Here is a 25458-nt window from a genome sequence, read left to right on the forward strand (position 1 = left end):
GTAACCAATTACAGGGGCTTTTTTATTTTTTGATACTGAATACAAATAACAAGAGATAAAAGGCGATAACAATGGATCAAACAATAATAAAAAACATTGTCATTGTAGGTGGCGGAACGTCGGGCTGGATGACCGCAGCCATGTTAGCCAAATTGTTTAAAACACAACTTAATATCACTCTCATTGAATCTGACACCATCGGCACTATAGGTGTGGGTGAAGCCACCATTCCGCCCCTGCAGATATTTAACAGCGTATTAGGCATCAGCGAGAAAGACTTTATTAAAGCGACCCAAGCAACCTATAAATTAGGCATCGAGTTTGAAAACTGGCACCAACAAGGCGATGCTTACATGCACGCTTTTGGCAATATTGGTCGTGACTTAGGCTTTACCTCGTTTCATCATTATTGGCTCAGCGCACAAGCTCATTGTGGCCAACAAAATCAAAGTACGTTTAGCGCTAAAGATTTCTGGCAATACTCGCTTAATTATCAGGCCGCTAAAAATAATAAATTCCAACCTATTCAAAGTATTGCTCAAGCGCAGATGAGTGGTATCACCCATGCCTATCATTTTGATGCCAGCTTATACGCCAACTTACTTCGCCAATACAGCACACAACGTGGCGTCACTCGAATAGAAGGCACTATAACCAGCACTCAACTCACCAATGATGGCTCGATAGACAGTATCACCTTACAAAATGGTGACTGCATTAATGGTGACTTATTTATTGATTGTTCAGGTTTTTCTGCTTTATTAATTGAAAAAGCATTAGGGGTAGAATACGAAAACTGGCAGCATTGGCTCCCCTGTGACAGCGCATATGCAGTGCCATCTGAAAGCACCTCTCCTGTCACGCCTTACACTAAAGCAACCGCCCATGATGCTGGTTGGCAGTGGCGTATTCCACTGCAACATCGCACTGGCAATGGCATTGTGTATAGCAGTAAACATATGAGCGACGAGCAAGCTAAGCAGCATTTATTAGCCAACCTAGACGGAAAACCGCTAGCCGAGCCACGTAAAATCACCTTCACCACAGGCAGGCGCGTCAAGCAATGGCATAAAAACTGTGTTGCTATTGGGTTATCGAGCGGATTTTTAGAACCGTTAGAGTCCACCAGCTTACATTTAGTCCAATCGGCGATAATTCGTTTAACCAAATTATTTCCCCGAAACGGCATTCAAGCACAGCACATTGATGAGTTTAATCGCCAATCACAAACAGAGTTTGAGCAAATCCGCGACTTTATTATTTTGCACTATCATCTTAATGCTAAACAATCTGCCGACAGTGAACACGGTTTATGGCAGCAATGTCGCGATATGGACATCCCTGAAAGCTTGCAACGAAAAATCGATTTATTTAAATCCACCGCAACGGTTTTCAGGCATCAAGATGAACTCTTTACCGAAGCGGCCTGGATCCAGGTCATGTTAGGTCAAGGCATTATTCCTTTAGATTATCATCCACTGACCCAAGCGGTCACCCAAGTCGATTTAACCGACTACTTAACTAATATCCGTAAGGTCATTGCCAGCACGGTGAACCAAATGCCGACCCATGAAACCTATATCGAAAAAATTTAAGTATTTGATAAAAAGTAATAATGCGTTAACAGAATAAAAATAAATTACATAAAACAGGACTAGTAATCATGTCATCACATTACTCACACCCAACGCCCCTAGGCCAACATCGCATCAGCAAGCTCGCATCACGTTTAGTATTAGGCTGTGCGCTCAGTGTCAGCGCCATGTCGGTGAATGCCGCACTTAACGTCGAGCCCATGTCATGGTGGGCGGGTATGCAACAACCTACGTTACAACTATTGATTGCTGGCGATAACATTCGCGACACCCAAGTGAAATTAATCAAGGCTGAAGGTGTCACGCTCAGCAGCGTAGATAAAACCGACAGTAACGACCATTTATTCGTTAATTTGGACTTAAGCCAAGCTAAACCACAACAACTTACTTTAGGTCTATATAAAGACGACCAATTAGTTGATCAATTTGATTATGAGCTGCAAACCCGTCAAAAAGGTTCACGCGATCGCCAAGGGTTTAGTAATAAAGATGTGATTTACTTAATCACTCCAGATCGTTTTGTTAACGGTAATCCCGACAATGATAACCACCCAGACATGCTTGAAAAAGCCGATAGAAGCTTTGATGGTGGCCGCCATGGTGGTGATATTATGGGGATCCGCAAAGCTCTGCCCTACTTGCATGATTTAGGTGTCACTCAATTGTGGATTAATCCACTGCTTGAAAATAACCAACAAAAATATTCTTACCACGGTTATTCCACCACAGATTTTTATAAAATAGACCCTCGTTTTGGTAGCAATCAAGAATACCAAGCCTTGGTAGAAGAAGCGAAAACCTTTGGCATTGGCATCATCCAAGATGTGGTTGTTAATCACATGGGCTCGGGTCATAAATGGATGAGCAGTATGCCGAGTAACACTTGGATTAATGGTCAATCCCGTTGGGTGAAAGACCCTACAAATGTTAGCTATTCAAGCCATAGACGCACTACCGTACAAGATCCTTACTCTGTGAATGCAGACACGGTCGATTTTAGTGATGGATGGTTTGACGTCACTATGCCAGATCTCAATCAACGCGATCCGCACATGGCAACATACTTAATTCAAAATAGTATTTGGTGGGTTGAATACGCGGGGCTGAGCGGTATTCGCGAAGACACCTACTCTTATGCTGACAAAGATTTTCTAACAGCATGGTCAAAGGCCATTATGGATGAATACCCGCATTTTAATATTGTTGGCGAAGAATGGAGTAGTAACCCAGTGACGGTAAGCTACTGGCAAGCTGGTAAGGTAAATGTAGATGGTTATCAATCTTTTGCACCCAGCATGATGGATTTCCCCTTGTACGACACTCTTATAGCAAGCTTAACCAAAGAGGAAGATTGGGGCGCTGGATTTATCGATCTTTACCAAATGTTGGCTAACGATGTGGTGTATGCCAATCCAAGCCAGTTAGTGTTATTTGAAGGTAATCACGACACTAACCGTATTTACAGTTTAATGAAAAACGACATTGCACTGTACAAAATGGCCATGGCTTATGTACTGACCAGCAACCGTATTCCACAAATATTTTACGGCTCAGAAATAGTCATGCAAAGTCCTACAGAAGACCGTAACGACGGCGCTGTGCGCGCAGATTTTCCTGGTGGCTGGCCACAAGACAGTGTCAATGTGTTTACGGGTAAAGGTTTGAATGCACAACAAACCGAAGCACTTAACTTCGTACGTACATTATTAAATTACCGTAAAAACTCATTAGCGATTCAACAAGGTAAGTTGCAGCACTTTGTGCCCAAAGACGGTGTTTATGTCCAAAGCCGTCATCAGGGCGATGAAACCTTACTGATCATTTACAATAAAAACAGCCAGCCTATTGAACTTGATTTACAACGTTTCAAACCTGCGATTAATGACAACACTACTGGCGTTGATATTATCAACAAACAAACGTACTCATTATCTAAGCCGCTTACCTTGGCCAATAAAGGTGTCACGATTCTTAAACTGAGCCATTGATTTTTATCACAGATATGTATACTCGAATATGTAGAGTCGAATATTTAGAGTCGAATATTTAGACGTTGGAATTTACGCTCTAAAGTTTAGATACAGATACGTTCAGTTATTTGACATTAAGGAGTGGTTCTATGTTCTTCAATAGAATCACTCTCATAAAAACAATAAAAGAGAGACTCATGCGCCCCATCACTAAACCGTTAGTAAGCCAACTTCGCCTACCTTCACCGACCCCAAAGGCATTGGTACTAGCCTGTATACTGGGGTTAGGATTAAGCGCTTGCCAACCCAATACCGTTGAACAAATTGATACTGCTGTAAAAAACGATAACGAAAACGTATCAGTTACTCAAACAAGTCAAACTGCTGCAACAGGCAAACCTGTGGTATATCAAGTATTCACTCGTCTGTATGGCAACACCAATACTACCAACAAAGCTTGGGGAACTATTGCCGAAAATGGCGTAGGCAAATTCCGTGATTTTACCGATGTGGCATTACAAGATATTAAGTCCTTAGGCACCACTCACCTTTGGTATACCGGCGTACCGCATCATGCATTAGTCAATGACTATACATATTATGGCATTGGTAATGATGATCCTGATGTCGTCAAAGGCCGTGCGGGTTCACCTTATGCGGTAAAAGATTATTACAACGTTAATCCAGATTTAGCGGATAATCCGGCTAATCGCTTGGCAGAATTCGAAGCATTAATCGACCGCACCCATGCCAATGGTATGCAAGTGATTATCGACATAGTGCCTAACCATGTCGCGCGCAATTATCATTCTATTTCAGCGCCAAAAGGCGAGCCAGACTTTGGTGCTAACGACGATAAAACTAACACCTATAGTAGACACAACAATTTCTATTATGTAGTCGGTGAAGACTTTCAAGTCCCACAAGCATCGGATGGTTATTTGCCATTAGGCGGCGAAACACATCCCCTCATAGACGCAAAGTTTGCCGAGTCACCGGCTAAATGGACCGGCAACGGTTCACGTTTAGCCAAGCCCGATGCCAACGATTGGTACGAAACCGTTAAAATAAATTATGGAGTCAAACCCGATGGTAGCCATGACTTCCCTGCTCTGCCAAAAGAATATGAAAACAAAAGCACCGCCGAGCATTTAGCCTTTTGGCAAACACAAGCGGCCGATAACATTCCCGATTCATGGCGTAAATTTGAGCACATTGCGCAATATTGGCTAGCCAAAGGCGTAGATGGTTTTCGCTACGACATGGCTGAAATGGTACCAGTAGAGTTTTGGAGCTACCTCAATAGCCACATCAAGCACACCAACCCAGATGCGTTTATTCTGGCTGAGGTGTATAACCCCGATTTATACCGCGATTATATTCATTTAGGTAAAATGGATTACTTGTACGACAAAGTCGATTTATATGACACCTTAAAAGCCATTATTCAAGGTAAAGCTAGCACTGCAGCCATTGCCACAGTTCAAGCCAAAGTCAGTGACATCGATCAGCACATGCTGCATTTTTTAGAAAACCACGACGAACAACGCATCAACACCAACGAGTTTGCTGGCAATCCATTTAATGCCCTACCAGCGATGGTGGTGTCTACAACCTTAAGTCGCTCACCCACCTTGCTGTATTTTGGCCAGGATGTTGGCGAACAAGGCGCTGAAAATGCAGGCTTTGGCCAACCGACTCGCACCAGTATTTTTGATTATGTGGGCGTACCGGCTCATCAACGCTGGATGAACAACGGCAAGTTTGATGGCGGACAGTCAACATCTGATGAAAAGACATTACGTGGTTATTATCAAACGTTATTAAACTTAAGCCACACTGCTACTGCGCTAAGCGGTGAGTACAGAGAACTAGATAGCCTACAACGCCAAAATAAGCTTGAAGGCTATGACGACAGCGTATTTGCTTTTAGCCGTTTTAACGAAGTACAGCAATTGATCATTGTCAGTAATTTCAGTCAAAGCCACAGCAAACAATTTACCCTTCAGTTGCCAAACATACTGATGCAAACGTGGCAAATTAGCAGTAATAAAAAGCTGACAGATTTGCTGAAAAGTACCCCACAGAATCAACAACTCATTTTACACAAAGATGGCAGCGCCAGTGTTGATATTGAATTAGCCCCTTTGCAGTCTGTTATTCTTAACGTCGCCAATAAGGCATAAACTGATACTTATAATTGTTTAGTTTATGTAAAAAGTATCTCATTAAAAAGCCACAGATATGCTTACCTGTGGCTTTTTTAAACGTTTATCGATAACGCACAGACTAAATATTCGGCATCGTTTCAATTGCGCTTAAGGGTAATCCACAGGCCTGTTCGCGTAAAAAATCCATTCCAGACAAAAAGCCTGAAAACATTTTTAGCGCTATAAACTGACCCTCAACCGTAGTGATATAATTATCACCCTGCTTATTCAGTGCTCCAGCTGAAATTAAAAAACTCATTTCTAACGGGAATGCGTGCCACAAAGACTTGCCGGTATAGGCTTTACATTGTCGATTGTCCAGTAAGCCGCAGCCCATCATCATCATTAAATAATGCTGTGACAGTGCCTTGGTTTTTAATGGTTTGGTATAACAAGTGCCGCTATGTCCTGCTTTAATACGGTTAATGTAATCTGGGATATTAAAACTGGAAATTCTAAATTGCTCCCCAAAGCGACCAAATGCGCCTGAACCGACACCGAAGCAGTCTTCACCATCTAATACATATTTATGTTCAACTGGCTGACCAAAGTTACGGCTAAAGGTCCACGGAAACTCCATAATATAGTGTTCAGCTAACGCTTGTTTTACCGCTAAAAACTGTGGCCATAACGCTTCAGGTTCGCCAGCAAGGCAACCGGCTTTTTTGCGATTTTTACCAATGCCAATGGTTAACGGATAAGTGGTAATTTGATCTGGACGTAAACGAATGGTTTGAGCCAAGTCGTTCGCCACCGTCTGCGGTGTTTGCATGGTAAAGCCATACATCATATCGAGATTAACCGTAGGGATAATCTCGATAGCGCGGCTAACATACTCAGCTTGTTGTAAACCGCTGCCAAATTTTTCAAAACGACCAACCGCTTTTAAAATCTTATCGTCAAAGCTTTGTATTCCAATCGACATTCGGTCGACCAAACCGTTAAGCAAATGCGGCTGACCATTTTTAAAGTAAATAGGATCGCTTTCACAAGTGACTTCACGTACTGATGTTAATGACTTAATCAACTCTATTGTTTTGATCAGCTCATCTTCTAAAATAGTTGTGGTGCCACCGCCGATGTACACCCGATTAAAACGAAATCCTTTAGCAAGCACTTGGCGGATTTCTTGTCTCAGCGCCTTAAAATATTCTCGGGCTACTGGTTCATTAAATTTAATTTTATGAAACGAGCAATAACGGCACAAGGTATGACAAAAAGGAATGTGGATATAAAGCGTTTCAATCGGCTTGTCTGGCACAATCAGCTGTTGTAATTCATCAAGTGCTACAGCATCTTGCAGATTTAATGAATGTCTTATGGTTTGGCCCATAACCCAGTCAAGGCTGCTTGTGGCAATATTCAACCTTGAGGACAAAAGAATGTGTTCATGAGTTGGCCTTAGTCTTAGATACTAAATCAGCAGAATGGGCTTCAGCCAATCCTGAGTATCTGCGTAAGTGTGCTATTTAACAGCGATTATTTGTGTGATATTAGATCGCGTGATTAGATTGCGTAATTAGAAAATCTATATTTATATGTATAACCACACCTTTACCTTTATCTACACAATACGAGCCTTCCTATTGTTAAAGTTTGATGTTGATCACATATTGAAATTCAAAGGTTCAAAGGGGATTGTGTGCTTAATTTGTGAAATGGATTTATCCGAGCCAGAAATCAACACTGAAGAGTTAGTGAGTGAAATTGAAGAGTGTATGGTAAATTATATTTACATTAGGCTTATCTAGAACCAACTAGTGCTAAGCCACATATTGTCATCTTGATTAATTTAGTGATTACAAATTTTATCTGCTGCAGTGGTAATACCGCCGTCACTGGGAATAAACTTACCTTTGCCCTCTAAAAACTCAATCAGCATCTCAGCGTCCATCTCTGTTGCAGAGCAAGTATGATAACGAGTATCTGCACCAAATGTAGTTTGCATCATCATTTTAAGTTCTTGTTTTGTTAACGCTGAGCCGTGGGTTAGCATCATTTGCATAACTTGATGACCGTGAACTGATCCAGACATAGTATCTCCAATTAAAGATGTAATTTATTTGTACTTTATAACGTATTTTTTAGTTATAAATACCGATCTCACACACAAGATTTGAAAAATATCTTTCTTGTTGCCTGTATTAAAATTGATGCTGCTAACAGAATTATATAGCCATATTTGGCTTGCTATTAACATTTAACCTATACAAAAGTGTACGCTAATCGCTAATGCACATCACTTATGATTATTGATAAATCATTGTTTAATCGTCATTATCACAACGAAATATGCAACTAAAGATCAACACCTTATGTTTAATATTTTAATGACTAGTTAACAATTATTGATTCATGGAGTAGGTAAATGGAATTAACAAACAAGTGGCGACTTTCTGTTGTTGCAACTGCACTTTCTTTTGTATTAACCGGATGTGGTTCATCTTCCGATGATGAAAATGAGGTGATTAAAAACATCGCACCGTTAATATCTTCTAGCGCTGTTGTCACTGCAATTGAAGATAGTGAATACCTGTATCAGCTAACCGTTACCGATCAAGACGATGCCAATGATGGTACGAATTTAACATTCAATTTAACCAATGCGCCAGATGGTATGGCCATTAACAATACAGGTCTGATTTCATGGACACCACTTGAAGGTGTATTAACGTCTGGGTCAATCACGGTTACTGTGAGTGATGGTGGAGAAGACGAAGCGCAACCTGCTGTACAGAACTTTGAAGTCTCTGTAACGCCTGTAAACGATGCCCCGGTTGTGTCTTCTATCGTGGCGCAAAGTGTAGATTCAGGCTCGACATTTACCTACCAATTAGTCGTTTCTGATGTAGACGATTCTGACACTGAAAATGACATTAACTTTGAACTAATTGCCGGACCAAATGGTTTATTGATTAGTCCTTCTGGCTTAATAACTTATACATCTTCCGTATATGAAACAACATCAACCGATATTTCTGTACAAGTTACTGACGGTGGTGAAGATAGCGTTGCGCCAGTTCAAGTTAGTTTCAATTTAAATGAAAAATATTTTTATACTATTTCTGGTACCACGATTAACTATTTTAATGGTGAAGTCATTCCAGAAAGTGTCGTGAGTTTATCTAATGGTAACCTAGTTGTTAATACAGTAACGGCTGATGCTGAAGGCTTATTTTCAGCAAAAATCCAAGATACTCAATTGAGTGACAGATTGACTCTTGTGGCTGATGCGACAGATTATTCTGAAGCTGCATTGAGTATTTCAAGAAATGAACTAACCCAAGAACACAATTTACTATTACAACCTGTTCATGCATCAATTAGTTTTGATGCGACTCAAGTATCTGAGCTAGCTGTTGATGGTAATGTGCTTGTTACTTTACCTGAAAACAGCCTTGTTGATTTAAATGGTAACCTTGTATCTTCTGCCGTTGTAGCTGAACTAACCGTCATTAACCCGGCTATTGATATTGAAATGATGCCAGGTGATATGCTCACAACAAACGGTGCCAACGAAATTGTGCCAATAGAATCATTTGGTGCTATTACAGTTAGTTTTGTTGATAGTGCAGGTAACAAGCTACAACTCGCTCCAAACAAAGTCGCGCAAATTCATATACCTGTAGCAGGTACTACTCCCCCCTCAACGATACCGCTTTATTATTTCGACACCACGTCAGGTTTATGGATCGAAGAAGGTGAAGCGCAATTAGTTTCAGTCAACGGTGAATCATTTTATCAAGGTAATGTTAGTCATTTCACTACTTGGAATGCTGATATGATTTACGACACCATTATGGTAAATGGTTGTGTGGAAGATGAAGATGGTAATTTGTTAAATGGTGCTCGCGTTATTTCAGACGGACGTGATTACTTGGGGCGCTCACTCACATTCTCTATCGATGATGGCACATTTAGCATCCCAGTTAAGCGTCATTCTACCGTTTTACTTGGCGCCACTATCGGATTTCAAAGCCGAACATCTATTATTAACACGTTTGAAGAGGACATCACCTTAGCAGAGTGTTTAGTGCTATCTGAAGCGTTAACTAAAATAACCTTGAACTGGGGTGAAGCACCAAGAGATTTAGACTCACATCTCTATATTACTGATACTGAAGGTAATGAAAGCCATGTGTATTATGCCAATTCAGAAGTCACCCTTAATGAAACCATCATCTATTTAGATGTTGATGATGTAACAAGTTATGGGCCTGAAGTGATTTCAATTCCTCAGTTTCCTGTCGAAGGTAGATACGATTACTACGTGAAAAATTTCTCTGGCTCACCTGACATTGACCCGGCTACAACACGTGTTGAATTTATATTTAATAATGAACAACGCATATTTAGCCCACCAACAGTTGGTATTACAGAGTGGTGGTATGTAGCCAAAATTGAAAAAGGTGCTGATGGTCAATTATTGTTCACCTCAATTAATGAATGGATAGATGAACCGCAATCAGTGACGCCGCAATCATCACAAGGAATACAATCGGTGGTTCCGATCAAACAAATTGAATCAATTGTTAAAGGCATGATTAGTAGTAAGTATTACGATAGCCAGACCAAGTAAATACTCCAGAGGGATTAAGCCACAAATTTAATCCCTTTTTTATCAATTATTCAATTAACTACATAGCCGTAACTAATAAATAACTTGAATCTGCGCTACTCATTTTTTCAGTCATTAATAGCGTTACAGCGGGCCTTTAAACTGTGATAATAGACATTATATTAGGCTTTAACTGATTGATTATTCGACTACGTTATCCGCTTCATGTTTAATTTACCTCTAATAGGATTTCCCCATGCGCGCTTTTGTAGTTCGAGCCAGAGCAGCTCCCGTTGATAGCCAACAATTTTTGGCAGGTATTGGTCAATCGGCCCACACTGAAATTTTAGCTCACACTTTGATGAATACCATTTTTGTCGCCCAATCACATCGCGACGATGTAGTGGTGTATTTAGTGTTAGAAAGCACCCTCGATTTTTCTCGCACCATCTGTTTCCGTTCAAGTGAGTTAGGTCATATTGGCGGCTTCCATGAGCAAAACTTAACCCATAAAATTGCTAAAGCTTTAACGACATCTAAAGGCATGGCGAAAGAACAGTTACGTGAAGTTGAAGCAGGTATCACAGTGCGCACTGTTAGCTTTGAAAAACTGGTGCAAGAGTTAGCGGAAGATTATCAGCTGTATATGTTAGAGAAAAAAGGCACCCCAGTACGTGATATCGAGTTTGCTGCTAACCCGTGTTTTTTACTGACCGATCACATCCCTATGCCTAAGAAGAGCTTTAACAGCCTTAAACGCCTGGGTACTCAGCACATAAACTTGGGGCCCAAAATGTTGTTTGCATCACAATGCGTGGTGTTAATACACAATGAATTAGACATGAGAATGTAAATTAATACGATTGCGTAAAGGATAAAGTGTTGGTGAACAATGTCTGAGTCAAGTAATCAACCCTGAGCCAATCATTGTTCGTGGGGTAATAAAATTGTTGCGTAATTTCACTTCAAGCACTTGCTTGGCACACTGAATACGTATGCAAATCTTTGCTGTATAAACGAAAAGCGTCATATATTACTTGTTCTAAAGATAAAATAATAATCAACAAGGACATACTATGGCGCGCGTTTTATTTAACGGAGCAAATCCGCTATCCACACAGTCACACTTTGCACTTAATGTTATCGCAGTAGCTTGTGCTGTCGCGTTATCAACCATTCCCAATATCGCTCAAGCTAAAACCATTAATGTCGCCTCGCCTGACAAGCACATCAACATCAGCTTGACCGATGATAATGGCCGTCCTGAATACCAAGTAAAATTTAATGACAATATTGTTATTAACCCAAGTAAATTAGGGTTGGTATTTCAACAGTTAGGTGAATTAGGTACTGATTTTAACATTAAACATGTGACTAACAGCAGCGTAGACCAAACATGGCAGCAACCTTGGGGTGAACGTAAAAATATCCGCGATCATTACAACCGCGTGGTCGCCACCCTGAGTAACGGCAAAATTGACTTTGATATCGAATTTAAATCGTTTAATGATGGTATTGGCTTTCGTTACCTAGTGCCAAAACAAACCGGGTTGGCTAACACACCAAAACTCGATATTACCGATGAATTGACTGAATTTTCCATCCCAGATCCACAACACACAACCGCATGGTGGATCCCCGGGCGCGGCTGGAACCGATACGAATATTTATACCGTACAACCTCACTTGATAAAATCGACCGAGCCCACACACCTATGACTTTTAGAACGGCTGATGGCGTGCATTTAAGCATCCATGAAGCCGCCCTCACCGATTATGCCGCAATGGTGCTTAATCAAGGGCGTGACGGTATTTTACGTGCTGATTTAACCCCCTGGTCGGATGGTATTCGAGTGAAGACTCAACCTGGCTTTTCAACACCTTGGCGTACGATTCAAATTGCTAAAGATGCCCCAGGTTTACTTAACTCAGATCTTATCCTTAATCTTAATGAACCCAATAAACTAGGTGATGTGTCTTGGGTGCAACCGGGTAAATACGTCGGCATTTGGTGGGGAATGCACCTCAATGAAAACACCTGGGGAAGCGGCCCTAAGCATGGTGCGACCACCAGCGAAACTAAGCGTTATATGGACTTTGCCGCCCAATATGGGTTTGATGGGGTATTGGTTGAAGGTTGGAATGAAGGCTGGGATGGTAGTTGGTTCGATAACGGCGACGTGTTTAGCTTTACTAAAGCTTATCCTGATTTTGACATTGATGAGATAACTCAATATGGACACAGTAAAAATGTCCGTTTAATTGGCCATCATGAAACCTCTGGTTCAGTCACTAATTACCGAAATCAAATGAGTGATGCTTATGATTTATATCAAAAACATGGCGTGACTCAAGTTAAAACCGGTTACGTAGCAGACGGTGGTGACATTAAGCGCGTTGATGAAAATGGTATTGTGCGCCATGAATGGCACGACGGCCAATTTATGGTTAACGAATATCTACATAGCGTTACCGAAGCCGCAAAACGTGGTATTAGCATTAATACTCACGAGCCGATTAAAGATACCGGTTTACGTCGTACTTACCCAAATTGGATAGCACGCGAAGGCGCTCGAGGCCAAGAGTTTAATGCATGGGGAAGCCCACCTAATGCTCCAGAACATACAGCAATTCTACCTTATACCCGTATGCTGGCTGGGCCGATGGACTTCACCCCTGGGATCTTTAATTTAGCGCCTGAAGGTCTAGATGCGGTTAACCGCGTAAAAACCACACTCACAAAGCAATTAGCCTTGTATGTCGTGTTGTACAGCCCTATTCAAATGGCTGCAGACTTACCGCGTAACTACGTGCAACGTCTCGATGCTTTCCAGTTTATTGAAGATGTACCAACAGATTGGAGCGACAGTATCGCCCTTGCAGGTGAAGTTGGCGACTATGTTGCCTTTGCAAGAAAACAGCGCGGTGCAGAAGACTGGTATCTAGGCGCATTAACAGATGAAGAATCACGGAAATTGACGCTAAAATTAGACTTCCTCACGCCAGGGAAACGCTACCAAGCCCAAATTTATCGTGACGGTGATAAAGCGGATTGGCTAACAAACCCTTATGATTACGTGATTGAAACCAAAATCGTTACTGCAAAAGACGCGCTGACACTTAACCTCGCAGCCAGTGGGGGTACCGCGATTCGTTTTAAAGCTTTGTAACGCTAGAATGTTACATAAGTGTTCGCATTAGGTTGCTCACAAAGCATGAATACGTATGTAGTCAGTTGTGCCAAGAACAAGCTCGAGGATACTATAAAACATGCTATTTCGTTTCTAATTGCAGGATGGAATGGTTTAGGTCGTTTCTGGTGTGTCTTCGGCCATGGAGACCATCAGCTTTAGAGTACCTTGATTAACTTTATCCACTGATTATTTGACGAAAGTCGCTAATGGATAAAGCGTAGGTTTTGGCGAATACCCGTCTTAGGGAGATGCGTATTCGCCATTTTTTTAACTATTAATATGTAACATAGCCAACGTAATGGTTACCAACGAATTCGCCATAAGCAATAAAATTAAAAGAAGTAAGCACAACGACTTACCAAAAAGGATGTCACATGTCTGACAATAATTATAAAAACGTCACCCAACAACCGCAGCTTAATTTTTGGCAAATCTTCAATATGTGTTTTGGATTTTTGGGGATCCAATTTGGTTTCGCACTGCAAAACGCCAATGTCAGCCGTATCTTTCAAACTCTAGGAGCATCCATTGATGACATTCCCATTTTATGGATTGCCGCACCGCTCACGGGTCTCATAGTACAACCTATCATCGGTTATTTAAGTGATAACACTTGGAATGGATTAGGCCGTCGTCGCCCCTATTTTTTAATTGGTGCAGTATTAACCACATTGTCACTCTTTATCATGCCGCATTCACCTACGTTATGGATTGCTGCTGGTATGTTGTGGATTATGGATGCCTCAATCAATATCGCCATGGAGCCGTTTCGCGCTTTTGTCGGCGATAATCTTCCCAAAAACCAGCGTACCCAAGGCTATGCAATGCAGAGCTTTTTCATTGGTATTGGTGCGGTGGTGGCATCTGCCTTGCCATATATTTTAACCAATGTCTTTGATGTGGAAAATACCGCCCCAGCGGGCGAAATTGCCGACTCTGTACGCTATGCATTTTACTTTGGTGGCGCGGTACTAATGTTGGCCGTGGGTTGGACCATTATTTCAACCAAAGAATATTCTCCAGAGCAATTAGCTGAATTTCATCAACACGACACCACTGACGCACAAGACACTAACGTCAATACGCGTACAGCCAAACAATATCAACATGGTGCCATTATATGGATGGCGATTGGCGCCATTTTCACTCTCGCAATTGTAAGCCTAGACCTAGATAAGCAACTTTATATTTTAAGCTTGGGTATTTTCACCTTCGGACCGCTGCAACTTTACTGCTCGCGTAAGTTAGCCAAACTGTCAAACAATAACGCAGAATCGTCAGCAACACGCGACGGCTTAGGCATGACGTTTAATGTTGTCGATGATTTGTTTCATATGCCTAAAGCCATGCGTCAGCTAGCACTGGTACAGTTTTTTGCTTGGTTTGCGCTATTTGCAATGTGGATTTACACCACAGCGGCCGTTACTTCGTACCATTACGGCACCACTGATGTGGTATCACAAGCCTATAATGATGGTGCAGATTGGGTCGGTATCTTATTTGCGTCATATAACGGCTTTGCTGCAATTGCTGCGATTATTATTCCGTTTCTAGCCAAAGCTGTCGGCATTAAACTCACCCATACCATCAACATGTTTATTGGTGGTGCGGGTCTCATCAGCTTTATGTTTATTGAAAACCCTAACCTGTTGTGGATACCGATGATTGGCGTTGGTTTTGCTTGGGCATCCATTCTATCGGTACCTTACGCCATGTTATCAGGTGTATTACCCCCGAAAAAAATGGGCGTTTACATGGGGATTTTTAACTTCTTCATTGTGATCCCACAGCTGTTAGCGGCCAGTATTCTTGGCTTATTGCTTAAGGTATTTTTTGATGGACAACCTATTTACGCGTTAGTACTAGGCGGGATATTTATGATGTTGTCGGGCATTGCGGTGCTATTTGTCGATCAAGACAAGCAAACACAATAAGGATTACCAGTCTTTGTCACTGGTAACTAGTAACTAGATTAAGATTATTATTTTGGGGAATTCCATGTTAAAACCACATTTACTCACGCATCGCAGCATCATAGCGAAAGCTGTCACAACTAGTCTGATGGCACTAGCCTTAAGTGCATGCTCACCAGCTGATACTCAAGTAAACACACAAGCTCAGGTTATTAACGTCGCACCCGGTACGCCGGGCATAGAACCTACTTGGGCTTTCTCAGGAAAAACTGGCATAGGCACATCTTACGAGCCCTATGTTAACGGCCATTATCAAGACACAGCTGCAAACCCTGTCAGTAAAGTGTGGTTTTCGATAGCTCAAGGCGTATTAACCGAAACCATGTTTGGCCTTATTCACAATGCCCAGCTTAAAGAACTGCAATTTATTATCTCTGGCAATGGCTTTGTCGATACTGAAAAAGACCACACTATCAGCACTATTGAGTATTTAGATACCGATGATATGGGACGACCATTATCGCTGGCTTATAAAGTTATTAATAAAGATGTTGAAGGTAAATACCAAATAGAAAAACATATTTTTACCGATCCCGATAGAAATAGCTTGATGATGAAAGTCACCTTTACTGCTTTTGAGGCTGGCATTACGCCACACCTTTATGTCAATCCGCACATTGATAACAGTGGTTCAAATGACATTGCTAGTGTTGAAGGCCAATCGCTAGTGGCTTACACCAGCGACACTAATTCAACGGTAATGACCGTTAAAACAGATGTTGATTTTGTCGCTGCAAGCGCTGGGTTTGTCGGCACATCAGATGGTATTGTCGATTTACAAGATAACGGTAAACTTGACTCTCATTACCAAACCACTAGCGACACCAATCAAGGCGGCAACGTCGCCCTAACCGCACAATACCCTACCCTCACCAATGCTAATGACAGCCTAAGCTTTAATTTGGTTATTGGTTTTGGTAAAGACAAAGCAAGCAGCTTAGCCACCACTCAAGCGACATTAGATGCGGGTTATGACGCCGTTAAACAAGCGTATTTAGGCGACGATAAACATCTTGGCTGGAAAGATTACTTAGCCTCGCTTAAGCCATTAAATGACATGAGCAGCAACACTACAGATAACGGTAAATTACTCTATGCCAGCGCCTTAGTGTTAAAAGCTCAAGAAGATAAAACCCATGCTGGTGCATTAATCGCATCACTTTCAAATCCTTGGGGCGACACCGTTTCAGCTAAAGTCGGTAGCACAGGCTATAAAGCCGTATGGCCACGTGATTTTTACCAATGTGCAATGGCATTTTTAGCCATGGGCGATACTCAAACACCAAAAGTGGCTTTTGAATATTTAAAGCAGGTTCAAGTACAACAACAAACACCTGGTTTTGCAGGTACACCTGGATGGTTTTTACAGAAAACCCATGTCGATGGTGAAATTGAATGGGTTGGCGTGCAGTTAGATCAAACCGCTATGCCAATCATGCTCGGCTGGAAACTGTGGCAAGCAGGTGTGCTTAGCGATGCAGAAATAACACAATGGTACAACGACATGCTTAAACCAGCCGCTAACTTTTTAGTTAAAGGCGGTAACGTAAAACTGGATTGGAATGACACTGAAATTAACCCTCCTAGTACCCAACAAGAACGCTGGGAAGAACAAGCAGGATTCTCTCCATCCACAACTGCAGCCGTAATTGCCGGTTTAGTGGCTGCCAGTGATATTGGAGCGCTAGCCAAAGATGAACGAGCACCTGAGTATGCCGATTTAGCACGTAAGCTTCAAAGTCAGCTTGAAACCACTATGGTCACCACCACTGGCTTATTAGGTGAAACAGATGCCAAAGGTAATATTGCGCCTTACTATGTTCGCATTAGCCCAAATGGTAACCCTAATAACACCGATAAACTCATCGATAACAATGGTAAACCTGGTTTAGATCAGCGCATGATCCTCGATGGTGGTTTTTTAGAATTAGTCCGTTATGGTGTGGTTAACGCCCAAGACCCTGTTATTAAAAACAGCGTCATGCTAATAGACAACCAAGGTCTTGAAGATAACTTACGAGTTAAATACCAATTTACCGCCAAAGATGGCAGTAAAGTACCAGGATATCGCCGCTATGGTAACGATGGATATGGTGAAGACACAGTCACAGGTCTTAGCTACGCAGAAAAAGGCGACACCGTAAATCAACGAGGTCGAGTATGGCCTTTCTTTACCGGTGAACGCGGTCATTACGAATTAGCCTTAGCAAAAGCGAACGACACCTTAACCCCTGACACGAAGAAAGTATTAATCAATACCTATGTTCAAGGCATGGAAACCTTTGCTAACCAAGGGTTAATGTTACCTGAGCAAGCTTGGGACGGCGTAGGCAATGAGACTCGTTATAATTACAAAATGGGCCAAGGCACCAACTCAGCAACACCGCTAGCGTGGACTCATGCTGAATACGTTAAATTGGTGCGTTCGATGACCGATGAAAAAGTATGGGACTTTTACCCTGTTGTACAACAAACACTCGCTAAATAGCACTGTATTAATCACAGTGTATTGATAGCACTGTATTAGCTTGTTCAATAAGCCGTTGTGACTCACAACGGTTTTATTTTTTGTGTGTATTTTGAAACAAATCCTTGTTAATTCAAACACTATCTTGTTACAAATACACCGGATTAATAAAAGTTAACGTTAAGGAACAACAAATGGATTGGTATGTAAAAGTATTGAAGCAGTATTTTGATTTTAGCGGCCGTGCACGTCGTAAAGAATACTGGATGTTTGGATTAATCAGTGCGGTGATCAGTATCGTACTGACGCTATTAGACATGGGTGTCGGTTTTTACAGCGACGTCTACGGTGCAGGGGTATTAAGCTCAATTTATTCACTCGCCATCATGATCCCAAGTATCGCAGTGAGTGTCCGTCGTTTACACGACACAGACCATTCTGGTTGGTGGTTATTATTGATATTTATTCCATTGCTTGGCATATTAATTTTACTGGTTGTGATGTGCTTTAACAGTAAAGATGACAACGAATATGGGCCAAATCCAAAAACAGTACCAAATCCAGACAGTCCCGATAATTTAACGGTTTAGTCCTAAGAGACTGATTAACATCGTCGTTATCGTCAATACCACGAAAAAAGCATAGTCATGGACTATGCTTTTTTCGTATGTTTTTACCCATCATTGCTTACCACAACAAATACTTGGATTAACTAACTTTTTGCTGGCATTAACTAGTTTTTTGCAGGCAGTAACTAATCTTTTGCAGGCAGTAACTAATCTTTTGCAGGCAGTAACTAATCTTTTGCAGGCAGTAACTTGGTCACACCATTCATCAATAATACCGCCAAACCACCAGCAACAACACCAAATAGTGCATTCAACACGCTTGGGGTTAATAGCCCTAAAACGTCACCAACAACACTCACTTGGCTTACCAGCGTTTCTGCATGCACAATCCATTCAGACACCACATGAATTCCGTGAGTTAAAATACCGCCACCGACCATAAACATGGCAATAGTGCCGACAAATGTCAGGACCTTCATTAAGTAAGGGGCAGCAGATACTAATCCTAAACCCAATTTATGCCCTATTCCACTTGGCTTACGCTGAGCCAGAAACAAACCAAGATCATCGATTTTAACAATCCCTGCTACTAAACCGTATACCCCTACCGTAATCACAATGGCAATAACACATAAGGTTAAAAATTGCCCCATTAGATCCATGTGTGCAGCCACACCTAAACTAATAGCGATGATCTCAGCCGATAAGACAAAATCGGTACGAATAGCCCCTTTTATTTTTTCTTTTTCGAATGCGGCTAAATCTTCGATATCCGCTTTTGCTTTGGCGACTACCGCATCGTCATCAATCACAGGAGCACGCTTATGTGTTAGTGAATGATAGACTTTTTCAAAGCCCTCATAACATAAAAACAAACCACCAAACATTAATAAAGGCGTTATAGCCCATGGAATAAATGCGCTGATCAGCATGGCCATCGGCACTAAAATCACTTTATTTTTAAATGATCCCATCGCCACCGCAAATACCACAGGCAGTTCACGATCAGAAGCAACACCCGACACTTGTTGTGCATTTAAGGCTAAATCATCACCCAGAACGCCCGCAGTTTTGCGTGCAGCCACTTTACTCATTGCCGCCACATCATCCAGAATAGTCGCAATATCATCTAATAGGGTTAATAAACTGGCACCGGCCATAAAAAACTTATCCTTTAAAAAACAATTGAATAGCAGGAATTACACACATGTTTGAAAGCGATTTAATGATATGAGCATGTAAGTTGTTACTGTAAAATAAGTGATCTTAACTCAGAGCATTAGTTTGCCAAGCTTCTGTAAATAAACAAAAATAGCACTACATAAAGTATTCAATGCACTTAATATCAATTATCTAATTATCTTCAACATTTGCACCACATGAACTACGCACCACTAAATGGGTCTTGATTAATCGCTGGCTAACTTCTTGACCACGGATTAACTTCAACACACTTTCGACAAGTATTTCACCTGCGAACTGAGTATCTTGCTTTATGGTTGTTAACGCCGGATTGGCAAAACTGGCCACTGGAATATCATCGTATCCCACTACAGCAACTTGATCTGGCACTACAACACCGCGCTTTTTCAATGCACGAATGGCCCCTATCGCAATAAGATCACTCGCAGTAAAAATAGCATCAAATGTCACGCCGCTATCTAATAATACGTTGGCGGCATGATAGCCAGAGGCTTCGGTATTAATAGCGTCATGCTGTAACTGTTTGTCGGCTTCGATACCGGTAGATTTTAAAGCATCAACATGACCTAAATATCTGTCGCGAAATTCAGGGCTGCGACTTGACGAGTCACCTAAAAACGCAATGTGTTTATGCCCTAACCCGAGCAAATGCTCTGTGGCCAAAAAACCACCTTGATGATTATCGCAACCAATAGACAACACCGCTTTATTGTTATGCTCAGCTCCCCAGATAACAAAGTGAGTATTTTTTTCGATAAGCTTATCAAGTTTATGGGCATAATCCATATAATCGCCATAACCTAATAAAATAATACCATCGGCTTTATTGCTGTCTTCATAATCTGCATGCCAATCCGTTGAAAGCTGCTGAAATGACACCAATAAATCATAACCTTGACGGGCGGTTGCTCGAGTAATCGAACCCAGCATAGAGAGAAAAAATGGGTTGATCATCGACTCATCGTTAGTAGGATCTTCACAAATTAGCAATGCTAACGTATGGCTATTTTGCATGCGTAAGTTACTGGCATTTTTATCGACTTTATAATTGAGTTCTTTTGCAATGGCTTGAATACGCTGTCGCGTTTCTAAATTTACCAATGGACTGTTTCTTAACGCACGAGACACTGTCGATTGCGACACGCCTGCACGGTAAGCTATATCAATAGAAGTCGCTTTAGATGTCATTTCTCTGCATCGCCTTTAGTTAATGGGTGAAGGTTTGAAACTGAAAGTACCCACATTTGCTTTTAATAATGATTTAAAAAAATAGTTAGCCTCTACTATTATGAAATTTATAAATATTGTAGTTTATTCACTTAAAATATTTATTCATAATTCTATCATTTCATAGTAATGAGCCAACTTAAGCTAGCTGAATACGTAAATGGGGGTAGTTAACTACATCATTTACTTTGGTTTTAGGTATCTATTATCATATGTTAAGTTAAGTTATCAGTAATTACTATGGGTAATTTTTTTAACATTAAGAAGGTGGTATTGTTAATTATTCATTTAAAAGGACTTAGTAACATGCTTATTCAATTTAATAAATTATGGGTTAACCATCCTTATCCCAGCAACCCTTGCGACAAAACATTATTCGCTAATCAATGTGCTATCCGTATGGGTGTGTCATTAGAAGCGTCTGGAATCGATATTTCATCTTTTGATAAAATGTATCCTCAACGTCGCTGTTATCCTGGTTTAAAACATACACCAAGGCATATCCTTGCTGCACAAGAACTTGCAAATTGGATTGACTCTGCTAGCTGTACATTTGTTGGTAACAAACAAGTCCTTAAAAACGATGCTCTATCTGTTTTAAAAGATAAAAAAGGCATTGTTTTTATAATGAATGGTTGGGGAAATACTGATCATATTGATTTATGGGATGGTGAATATTTAAAGGCTGGAGATCCTGACTGGCTTAATTTAGGAGAGCAAATATGGTTCTGGGAAATGTCAGCATGATTCGACCATTTGGTTTACTCGGATCATTATTGTTAATGTCATGTGCTAACGCTCATGTCAGTTTGAACGATGATTCAGGGCAATGCGTTTTCGATAAAGATACTCAACATATTTCTTTACAACTAAAAACACCATGTTCTCTCGTAAAGGTTAATGACGATGGGCGTTATTTTTATCAATACAATAATGTGAAAGTTTATATTGTTGCTGGTGCGCCTGCAGCTTTAGATGAACTCAAAAGATGGCAAGTGAAAGCGATTGATAAATGCTCATTACAATCACAAGCAGTGTTTATCACTGATGGCAAGATGACTGTTTCAACTGTAAGAGATAAAGGGTTAACGTGTCCAACAATTGGCCTAGATGAAAAGGTCTACCGTCACTTCTTAAATAATAAACAATAAATTTTTCTGGTAATAAGATTCTAACGCTATAAGTTGAATGTCTTTAAAGAGCTTCAATAAAGAAATTAACAACCAAGATGGCCAAAATCGAGAGAAACAACCAAGATGAATTGCTTATTTGGTTATGTCTCTCAATCTGCATTACTTATAATCCAAGTTCACTAAGCAAGTCATCTGCGTCATCGACAACAATGCCTTTAATATTGGGATCATTTAATACATCTTTTGATTTTACAGTGCTGACTTGCGCTGTTTTACCATGAGTTTCAATTAACGAATCCAAATCAAACTCTTCGTCCATTTCAAAGTCTGCTGAGCGTATAAACTCAGTTTTATCCATGGCGAATTCAAGATAAAAAATATGATTATTTTCAGTCTTAAATGACACTCGTCTGGCAACTGCATTATCGAGGTTTGTATCGATAGAAATAGTTAACTCTTTATTGATAACCAACATTTTAGGTTGGCTTTGGCTAATTGATGTTTGCAATTCTTTCGATATTTTACCAATAAAATCACCCAAAATTTGGTTCATTAATTCGCCCATAACATTACTGACATCATCAGAAGTATGTGAAAACGCGAGTTCTGTTTCAGGCATGCCCATGTTGATCATATAGCGGCGATAAATTTCAATAGCCGCAGCAGCTGAAAAATTGATAACAACTAAACCTGAAAAGCCGCCGTCGAAAATGGAAAAACACGCCAAATCAGGCTTTAAACGGGTACGAGAAATACTTTGAACCATCCCAGCATGACTAATATGGCTCGCACTAGTGCTAGACAGAACATGAGAAACAGAATGACAAAGTTTAAGTAAAATGTCGTCATTTTTTACTGTAGAAGATGAATTCATAACGTAGGTACCTTATCCATTAATTAAGCTAATCTTGCGGGTAAATCAAAAAAAAATCAAAATTAAAACAATCGATTAGCATGTTAATTAACCAATCAAACTTAATGGTACACTAATCATTTGATAATCAATAATTTTTTACAAATAAACACATTCAATTAACAAATGTAAAAATCAGCTGTTTGCTCACAAAAACAATCTTTCAAGCTTATGTTTTTTCATATTTTCATTATAATCGCACAACTTTGTATGGATTGTTTGAATTAGGACTGATGATGATTGGATTATTAAGACGCTTAACCATTTTAAAGCGCTTATTCATTATGTTAGCTTTAGCTGCTGTAGGCACTGTGGTTTTCGGTTCTTTTTCAATTAAAGAACAATATAATCATTTAATTGAGGAAAAATATAAGCAGATAAGTGGACAAGTCAGCCAATTAAGTAGCACTCTTGATGCGTTTAAATTGGCTAAGCCGGACGCTACGGTTGAAATATTAAGCCAATTTGCCAGTCAAATTGAGGTTAATGATCATCAAGCTTTTATCATTGTTGATAACCAAGACCGCATTATTGTTAATCCGCTTAATCAAAACTCTATCGGTAAACCACTTGCCAATTTAGCAACATTCAACGGCTCTAATTCATATCAACAATTGATCGCTAACGCCAAAAAAAACAACATCGCACAAAATGAACTTGCTATTGTCGACCAACAAAATCAGCCTCAAACAGTATTAGTCGCAGCGCAGTATTATTCAGCCCTTGATTGGACCTTAATCACTCAAGCTAACGTCAACGATGTTAATGAAAGCATGACGGGTATCATTATTGACTATTTTATTATCATGATGATTATTTCAGTGCCTATTTTTGCATTCTTTTTATTGTTGAATCATTCCATTACCCAACCTCTCAACGTCACGATCGATGCGATGGAACAGATAGCCAAAGGTGAAGGTGACTTGACCCAGCGTTTGTCGACTGAAGGTAACGACGAAGTGGCTAAATTGGCTGATGCATTCAATCAATTTGTGATTAAAATTGCCAATATGGTGGCTAATTTGCAACCGCTCGGGCATACCTTAAATGATGAAGCCATACATTTATTAGACACCGTAAAGTCATCTAATCAAAGCGCGAATCAAGTGCATAGTGAAACCCAAAGTGTCGCCGCGGCTATCAACCAGATGTTATCGACTAGCCAAGAAATGGCACGAAATACACAAGATGCAGCTGACGGTGCCGCTAATGTAAAACATCAAGCGGAACAGAATCAAAAATTGATGCAACAAACCGTTGAACAAACACAAAGTTTAGTCCATGAATTACATCAAGCTGAAACAGTGTCACTAACACTGAGTCATTCATCCGCTGAGATTGGCAGTATTCTTGATGTTATTGGCAGTATTGCAGATCAAACTAACCTGCTTGCGCTCAATGCCGCCATTGAAGCAGCACGAGCCGGTGAACATGGTCGAGGCTTTGCTGTAGTGGCAGATGAAGTACGAGCACTCGCGAATAGAACTCAGTCATCGACTAATGAAATCAATAAAATTATTAGTCAGATCCAAACGGGTATTCAATCGGTTATCGACAGCATTACTCATACCCAACGGGAGTCTGCTCAGTTACAGTCAAAAGCCGTACAGTCAAGCGATGCAATTATCGAAATTCTAGCACTCATCGATAATATTAGTGGCATGACAGCACAACTTGCTAGTGCCACTGAAGAACAAGCATTGGTTACCGAAGACATCAATGTCAACGTCAATACCATTTCTGAACTCACCGAACAGTCGTTAACCGCTAACGAAACCCACAGCCAGGCAGCGCAATCGTTGCAAGCCATTAGTGTTGATATGAGCAAAACACTAGGGCAATTTAAAATATAATTAATAAAACGATTTATTAACTAAGGCTTGTCAGGCGGAGCATTGCAAATGTCAGCCCCAAAAGCCTTAGTTTTTTACCTGCTAAACCCTCTCATTCTTAGCACTGCCAATATTGGCTTATATCCCTGATGATTACATCGCCGATCATTTCGAGTCGAACATCACTTTTAGCCCTTCTGACTTTAGGGTATATTGTCTCCATCAGATTAAAAACTTGGGTTCTACAAGCATTTTTCAACCAAATGGCTAGTGAGTACTTTCGACTAGCTTATTGAAATATTGATACTTAATCCGATGAGTATTTAGTTGTCATTCATTACAGAGTATGTTGTTTATGTATCAAAAAACGGTCACCATTGTTGCTCCTCACGGTATTCACACCCGTCCAGCGGCATTACTGGTAAAAGAGGCAAAAGAGTTTGATTGCGACATTATGGTCGAATGTAATGGAAAACAAGCCAGTGCGAAAAGTTTATTTAAGTTGCAAACATTAGGCCTTTACCAAGGCATGTCTGTGACGGTGTTAGCGTCAGGTGAACACGGCCAAGCAGCCGTTGACAAAATAGCCTCAATGCTGATTACGCTTAGTTAAT

The 25458-nt window shown here is 40.6% G+C and carries 18 protein-coding genes; 13 read left to right on the forward strand and 5 right to left on the reverse strand.

Going from position 1 to position 25458, the window contains the following annotated elements:
- The first annotated feature begins 71 nt into the window (after window positions 1-71).
- The 3 genes from HNW13_RS21030 to HNW13_RS21040 all read left to right on the forward strand — a co-directional run bounded on the left by HNW13_RS21030 (window position 72) and on the right by HNW13_RS21040 (window position 5751).
- Window positions 72-1595, forward strand: a complete 1524-nt coding sequence (locus HNW13_RS21030) for a tryptophan halogenase family protein (RefSeq protein WP_192116064.1) — start codon at window positions 72-74, stop codon at window positions 1593-1595.
- A 68-nt stretch (window positions 1596-1663) separates the two neighbouring features.
- Window positions 1664-3583 (forward strand): glycoside hydrolase family 13 protein, encoded by a 1920-nt coding sequence (locus tag HNW13_RS21035; RefSeq protein WP_192116065.1) that lies wholly within the window; start codon window positions 1664-1666, stop codon window positions 3581-3583.
- 179 nt (window positions 3584-3762) lie between these two features.
- The gene (locus HNW13_RS21040; protein ID WP_243756362.1) at window positions 3763-5751 is read left to right on the forward strand and encodes an alpha-amylase family protein; all 1989 of its coding nucleotides are present in this window, start codon (window positions 3763-3765) and stop codon (window positions 5749-5751) included.
- Window positions 5752-5854: 103 nt separating this feature from the next.
- On the opposite strand, the gene HNW13_RS21045 is transcribed toward HNW13_RS21040, so the two are convergent.
- Both HNW13_RS21045 and HNW13_RS21050 read right to left on the reverse strand, forming a co-directional pair.
- Window positions 5855-7153 (reverse strand): coproporphyrinogen III oxidase family protein, encoded by a 1299-nt coding sequence (locus HNW13_RS21045; RefSeq protein WP_279575218.1) that lies wholly within the window; start codon window positions 7151-7153, stop codon window positions 5855-5857.
- A 414-nt stretch (window positions 7154-7567) separates the two neighbouring features.
- A complete protein-coding gene (locus HNW13_RS21050; RefSeq protein WP_182743654.1) occupies window positions 7568-7810 on the reverse strand; it encodes a YecH family metal-binding protein in 243 nt (80 codons plus the stop codon).
- Between the two features lie 333 nt (window positions 7811-8143).
- Here HNW13_RS21050 and HNW13_RS21055 point away from each other — a divergent pair, with 333 nt between their 5' ends.
- The 6 genes from HNW13_RS21055 to HNW13_RS21080 all read left to right on the forward strand — a co-directional run bounded on the left by HNW13_RS21055 (window position 8144) and on the right by HNW13_RS21080 (window position 18557).
- Window positions 8144-10354 carry a putative Ig domain-containing protein gene (locus HNW13_RS21055; RefSeq protein ID WP_192116068.1) on the forward strand — a complete coding sequence of 737 codons (2211 nt, stop codon included), beginning with the start codon at window positions 8144-8146 and terminating at the stop codon, window positions 10352-10354.
- 235 nt (window positions 10355-10589) lie between these two features.
- Entirely contained in the window at window positions 10590-11186 is a 597-nt protein-coding gene (gene trmY / locus HNW13_RS21060; protein WP_192116069.1) for a tRNA (pseudouridine(54)-N(1))-methyltransferase TrmY, read from the forward strand.
- A gap of 223 nt (window positions 11187-11409) precedes the next feature.
- On the forward strand, window positions 11410-13503 hold the full coding sequence (locus HNW13_RS21065) for a glycoside hydrolase family 97 protein (protein WP_192116070.1): 2094 nt from the start codon (window positions 11410-11412) through the stop codon (window positions 13501-13503).
- Window positions 13504-13901: 398 nt separating this feature from the next.
- The gene (locus HNW13_RS21070) at window positions 13902-15461 is read left to right on the forward strand and encodes an MFS transporter (protein ID WP_192116071.1); all 1560 of its coding nucleotides are present in this window, start codon (window positions 13902-13904) and stop codon (window positions 15459-15461) included.
- 64 nt (window positions 15462-15525) lie between these two features.
- The gene (locus HNW13_RS21075; RefSeq protein WP_192116072.1) at window positions 15526-17988 is read left to right on the forward strand and encodes a glucan 1,4-alpha-glucosidase; all 2463 of its coding nucleotides are present in this window, start codon (window positions 15526-15528) and stop codon (window positions 17986-17988) included.
- 173 nt (window positions 17989-18161) lie between these two features.
- Window positions 18162-18557: a DUF805 domain-containing protein gene (locus tag HNW13_RS21080; RefSeq protein WP_101087613.1), complete on the forward strand. Its 396-nt coding sequence runs from the start codon at window positions 18162-18164 to the stop codon at window positions 18555-18557.
- Window positions 18558-18763: 206 nt separating this feature from the next.
- Here HNW13_RS21080 and HNW13_RS21085 read toward each other — a convergent pair whose 3' ends face one another.
- Together HNW13_RS21085 and HNW13_RS21090 are read right to left on the reverse strand one after the other, a co-directional pair.
- Window positions 18764-19696 carry a DUF808 domain-containing protein gene (locus HNW13_RS21085; RefSeq protein ID WP_101087612.1) on the reverse strand — a complete coding sequence of 311 codons (933 nt, stop codon included), beginning with the start codon at window positions 19694-19696 and terminating at the stop codon, window positions 18764-18766.
- 193 nt (window positions 19697-19889) lie between these two features.
- On the reverse strand, window positions 19890-20927 hold the full coding sequence (locus tag HNW13_RS21090) for a LacI family DNA-binding transcriptional regulator (RefSeq protein WP_192116073.1): 1038 nt from the start codon (window positions 20925-20927) through the stop codon (window positions 19890-19892).
- Between the two features lie 345 nt (window positions 20928-21272).
- Here HNW13_RS21090 and HNW13_RS21095 point away from each other — a divergent pair, with 345 nt between their 5' ends.
- Both HNW13_RS21095 and HNW13_RS21100 read left to right on the forward strand, forming a co-directional pair.
- On the forward strand, window positions 21273-21713 hold the full coding sequence (locus HNW13_RS21095; protein WP_082707333.1) for a T6SS effector amidase Tae4 family protein: 441 nt from the start codon (window positions 21273-21275) through the stop codon (window positions 21711-21713).
- On the forward strand, window positions 21710-22117 hold the full coding sequence (locus HNW13_RS21100; protein WP_101087610.1) for a hypothetical protein: 408 nt from the start codon (window positions 21710-21712) through the stop codon (window positions 22115-22117). Before HNW13_RS21095 ends, HNW13_RS21100 begins: the two co-directional genes overlap by 4 nt.
- 145 nt (window positions 22118-22262) lie before the next feature.
- On the opposite strand, the gene HNW13_RS21105 is transcribed toward HNW13_RS21100, so the two are convergent.
- Window positions 22263-22973, reverse strand: a complete 711-nt coding sequence (locus HNW13_RS21105) for a DUF3334 family protein (protein WP_101087609.1) — start codon at window positions 22971-22973, stop codon at window positions 22263-22265.
- Between the two features lie 275 nt (window positions 22974-23248).
- Here HNW13_RS21105 and HNW13_RS21110 point away from each other — a divergent pair, with 275 nt between their 5' ends.
- Complete coding sequence (locus tag HNW13_RS21110) at window positions 23249-24865, forward strand: methyl-accepting chemotaxis protein (protein WP_162024329.1); 1617 nt, start codon at window positions 23249-23251, stop codon at window positions 24863-24865.
- 334 nt (window positions 24866-25199) lie between these two features.
- On the forward strand, window positions 25200-25457 hold the full coding sequence (locus HNW13_RS21115) for an HPr family phosphocarrier protein (RefSeq protein ID WP_041413537.1): 258 nt from the start codon (window positions 25200-25202) through the stop codon (window positions 25455-25457).
- Window position 25458: the final 1 nt, after the last annotated feature.

The sequence above is a fragment of the Shewanella sp. BF02_Schw genome (assembly GCF_014596695.2).
Taxonomy (GTDB): domain Bacteria; phylum Pseudomonadota; class Gammaproteobacteria; order Enterobacterales; family Shewanellaceae; genus Shewanella.

What these genes read in the sequence shown, in the direction of transcription:
- HNW13_RS21030 (WP_192116064.1), top strand. Translation starts at nt 72, where the DNA reads ATGGATCAAACAATAATAAAAAACATTGTCATTGTAGGTGGCGGAACG.
- HNW13_RS21035 (WP_192116065.1), top strand. Translation starts at nt 1,664, where the DNA reads ATGTCATCACATTACTCACACCCAACGCCCCTAGGCCAACATCGCATC.
- HNW13_RS21040 (WP_243756362.1), top strand. Translation starts at nt 3,763, where the DNA reads ATGCGCCCCATCACTAAACCGTTAGTAAGCCAACTTCGCCTACCTTCA.
- HNW13_RS21050 (WP_182743654.1), bottom strand. Translation starts at nt 7,810, where the DNA reads ATGTCTGGATCAGTTCACGGTCATCAAGTTATGCAAATGATGCTAACC.
- HNW13_RS21055 (WP_192116068.1), top strand. Translation starts at nt 8,144, where the DNA reads ATGGAATTAACAAACAAGTGGCGACTTTCTGTTGTTGCAACTGCACTT.
- trmY (WP_192116069.1), top strand. Translation starts at nt 10,590, where the DNA reads ATGCGCGCTTTTGTAGTTCGAGCCAGAGCAGCTCCCGTTGATAGCCAA.
- HNW13_RS21065 (WP_192116070.1), top strand. Translation starts at nt 11,410, where the DNA reads ATGGCGCGCGTTTTATTTAACGGAGCAAATCCGCTATCCACACAGTCA.
- HNW13_RS21070 (WP_192116071.1), top strand. Translation starts at nt 13,902, where the DNA reads ATGTCTGACAATAATTATAAAAACGTCACCCAACAACCGCAGCTTAAT.
- HNW13_RS21075 (WP_192116072.1), top strand. Translation starts at nt 15,526, where the DNA reads ATGTTAAAACCACATTTACTCACGCATCGCAGCATCATAGCGAAAGCT.
- HNW13_RS21080 (WP_101087613.1), top strand. Translation starts at nt 18,162, where the DNA reads ATGGATTGGTATGTAAAAGTATTGAAGCAGTATTTTGATTTTAGCGGC.
- HNW13_RS21085 (WP_101087612.1), bottom strand. Translation starts at nt 19,696, where the DNA reads ATGGCCGGTGCCAGTTTATTAACCCTATTAGATGATATTGCGACTATT.
- HNW13_RS21090 (WP_192116073.1), bottom strand. Translation starts at nt 20,927, where the DNA reads ATGACATCTAAAGCGACTTCTATTGATATAGCTTACCGTGCAGGCGTG.
- HNW13_RS21095 (WP_082707333.1), top strand. Translation starts at nt 21,273, where the DNA reads ATGCTTATTCAATTTAATAAATTATGGGTTAACCATCCTTATCCCAGC.
- HNW13_RS21100 (WP_101087610.1), top strand. Translation starts at nt 21,710, where the DNA reads ATGATTCGACCATTTGGTTTACTCGGATCATTATTGTTAATGTCATGT.
- HNW13_RS21105 (WP_101087609.1), bottom strand. Translation starts at nt 22,973, where the DNA reads ATGAATTCATCTTCTACAGTAAAAAATGACGACATTTTACTTAAACTT.
- HNW13_RS21110 (WP_162024329.1), top strand. Translation starts at nt 23,249, where the DNA reads ATGATTGGATTATTAAGACGCTTAACCATTTTAAAGCGCTTATTCATT.
- HNW13_RS21115 (WP_041413537.1), top strand. Translation starts at nt 25,200, where the DNA reads ATGTATCAAAAAACGGTCACCATTGTTGCTCCTCACGGTATTCACACC.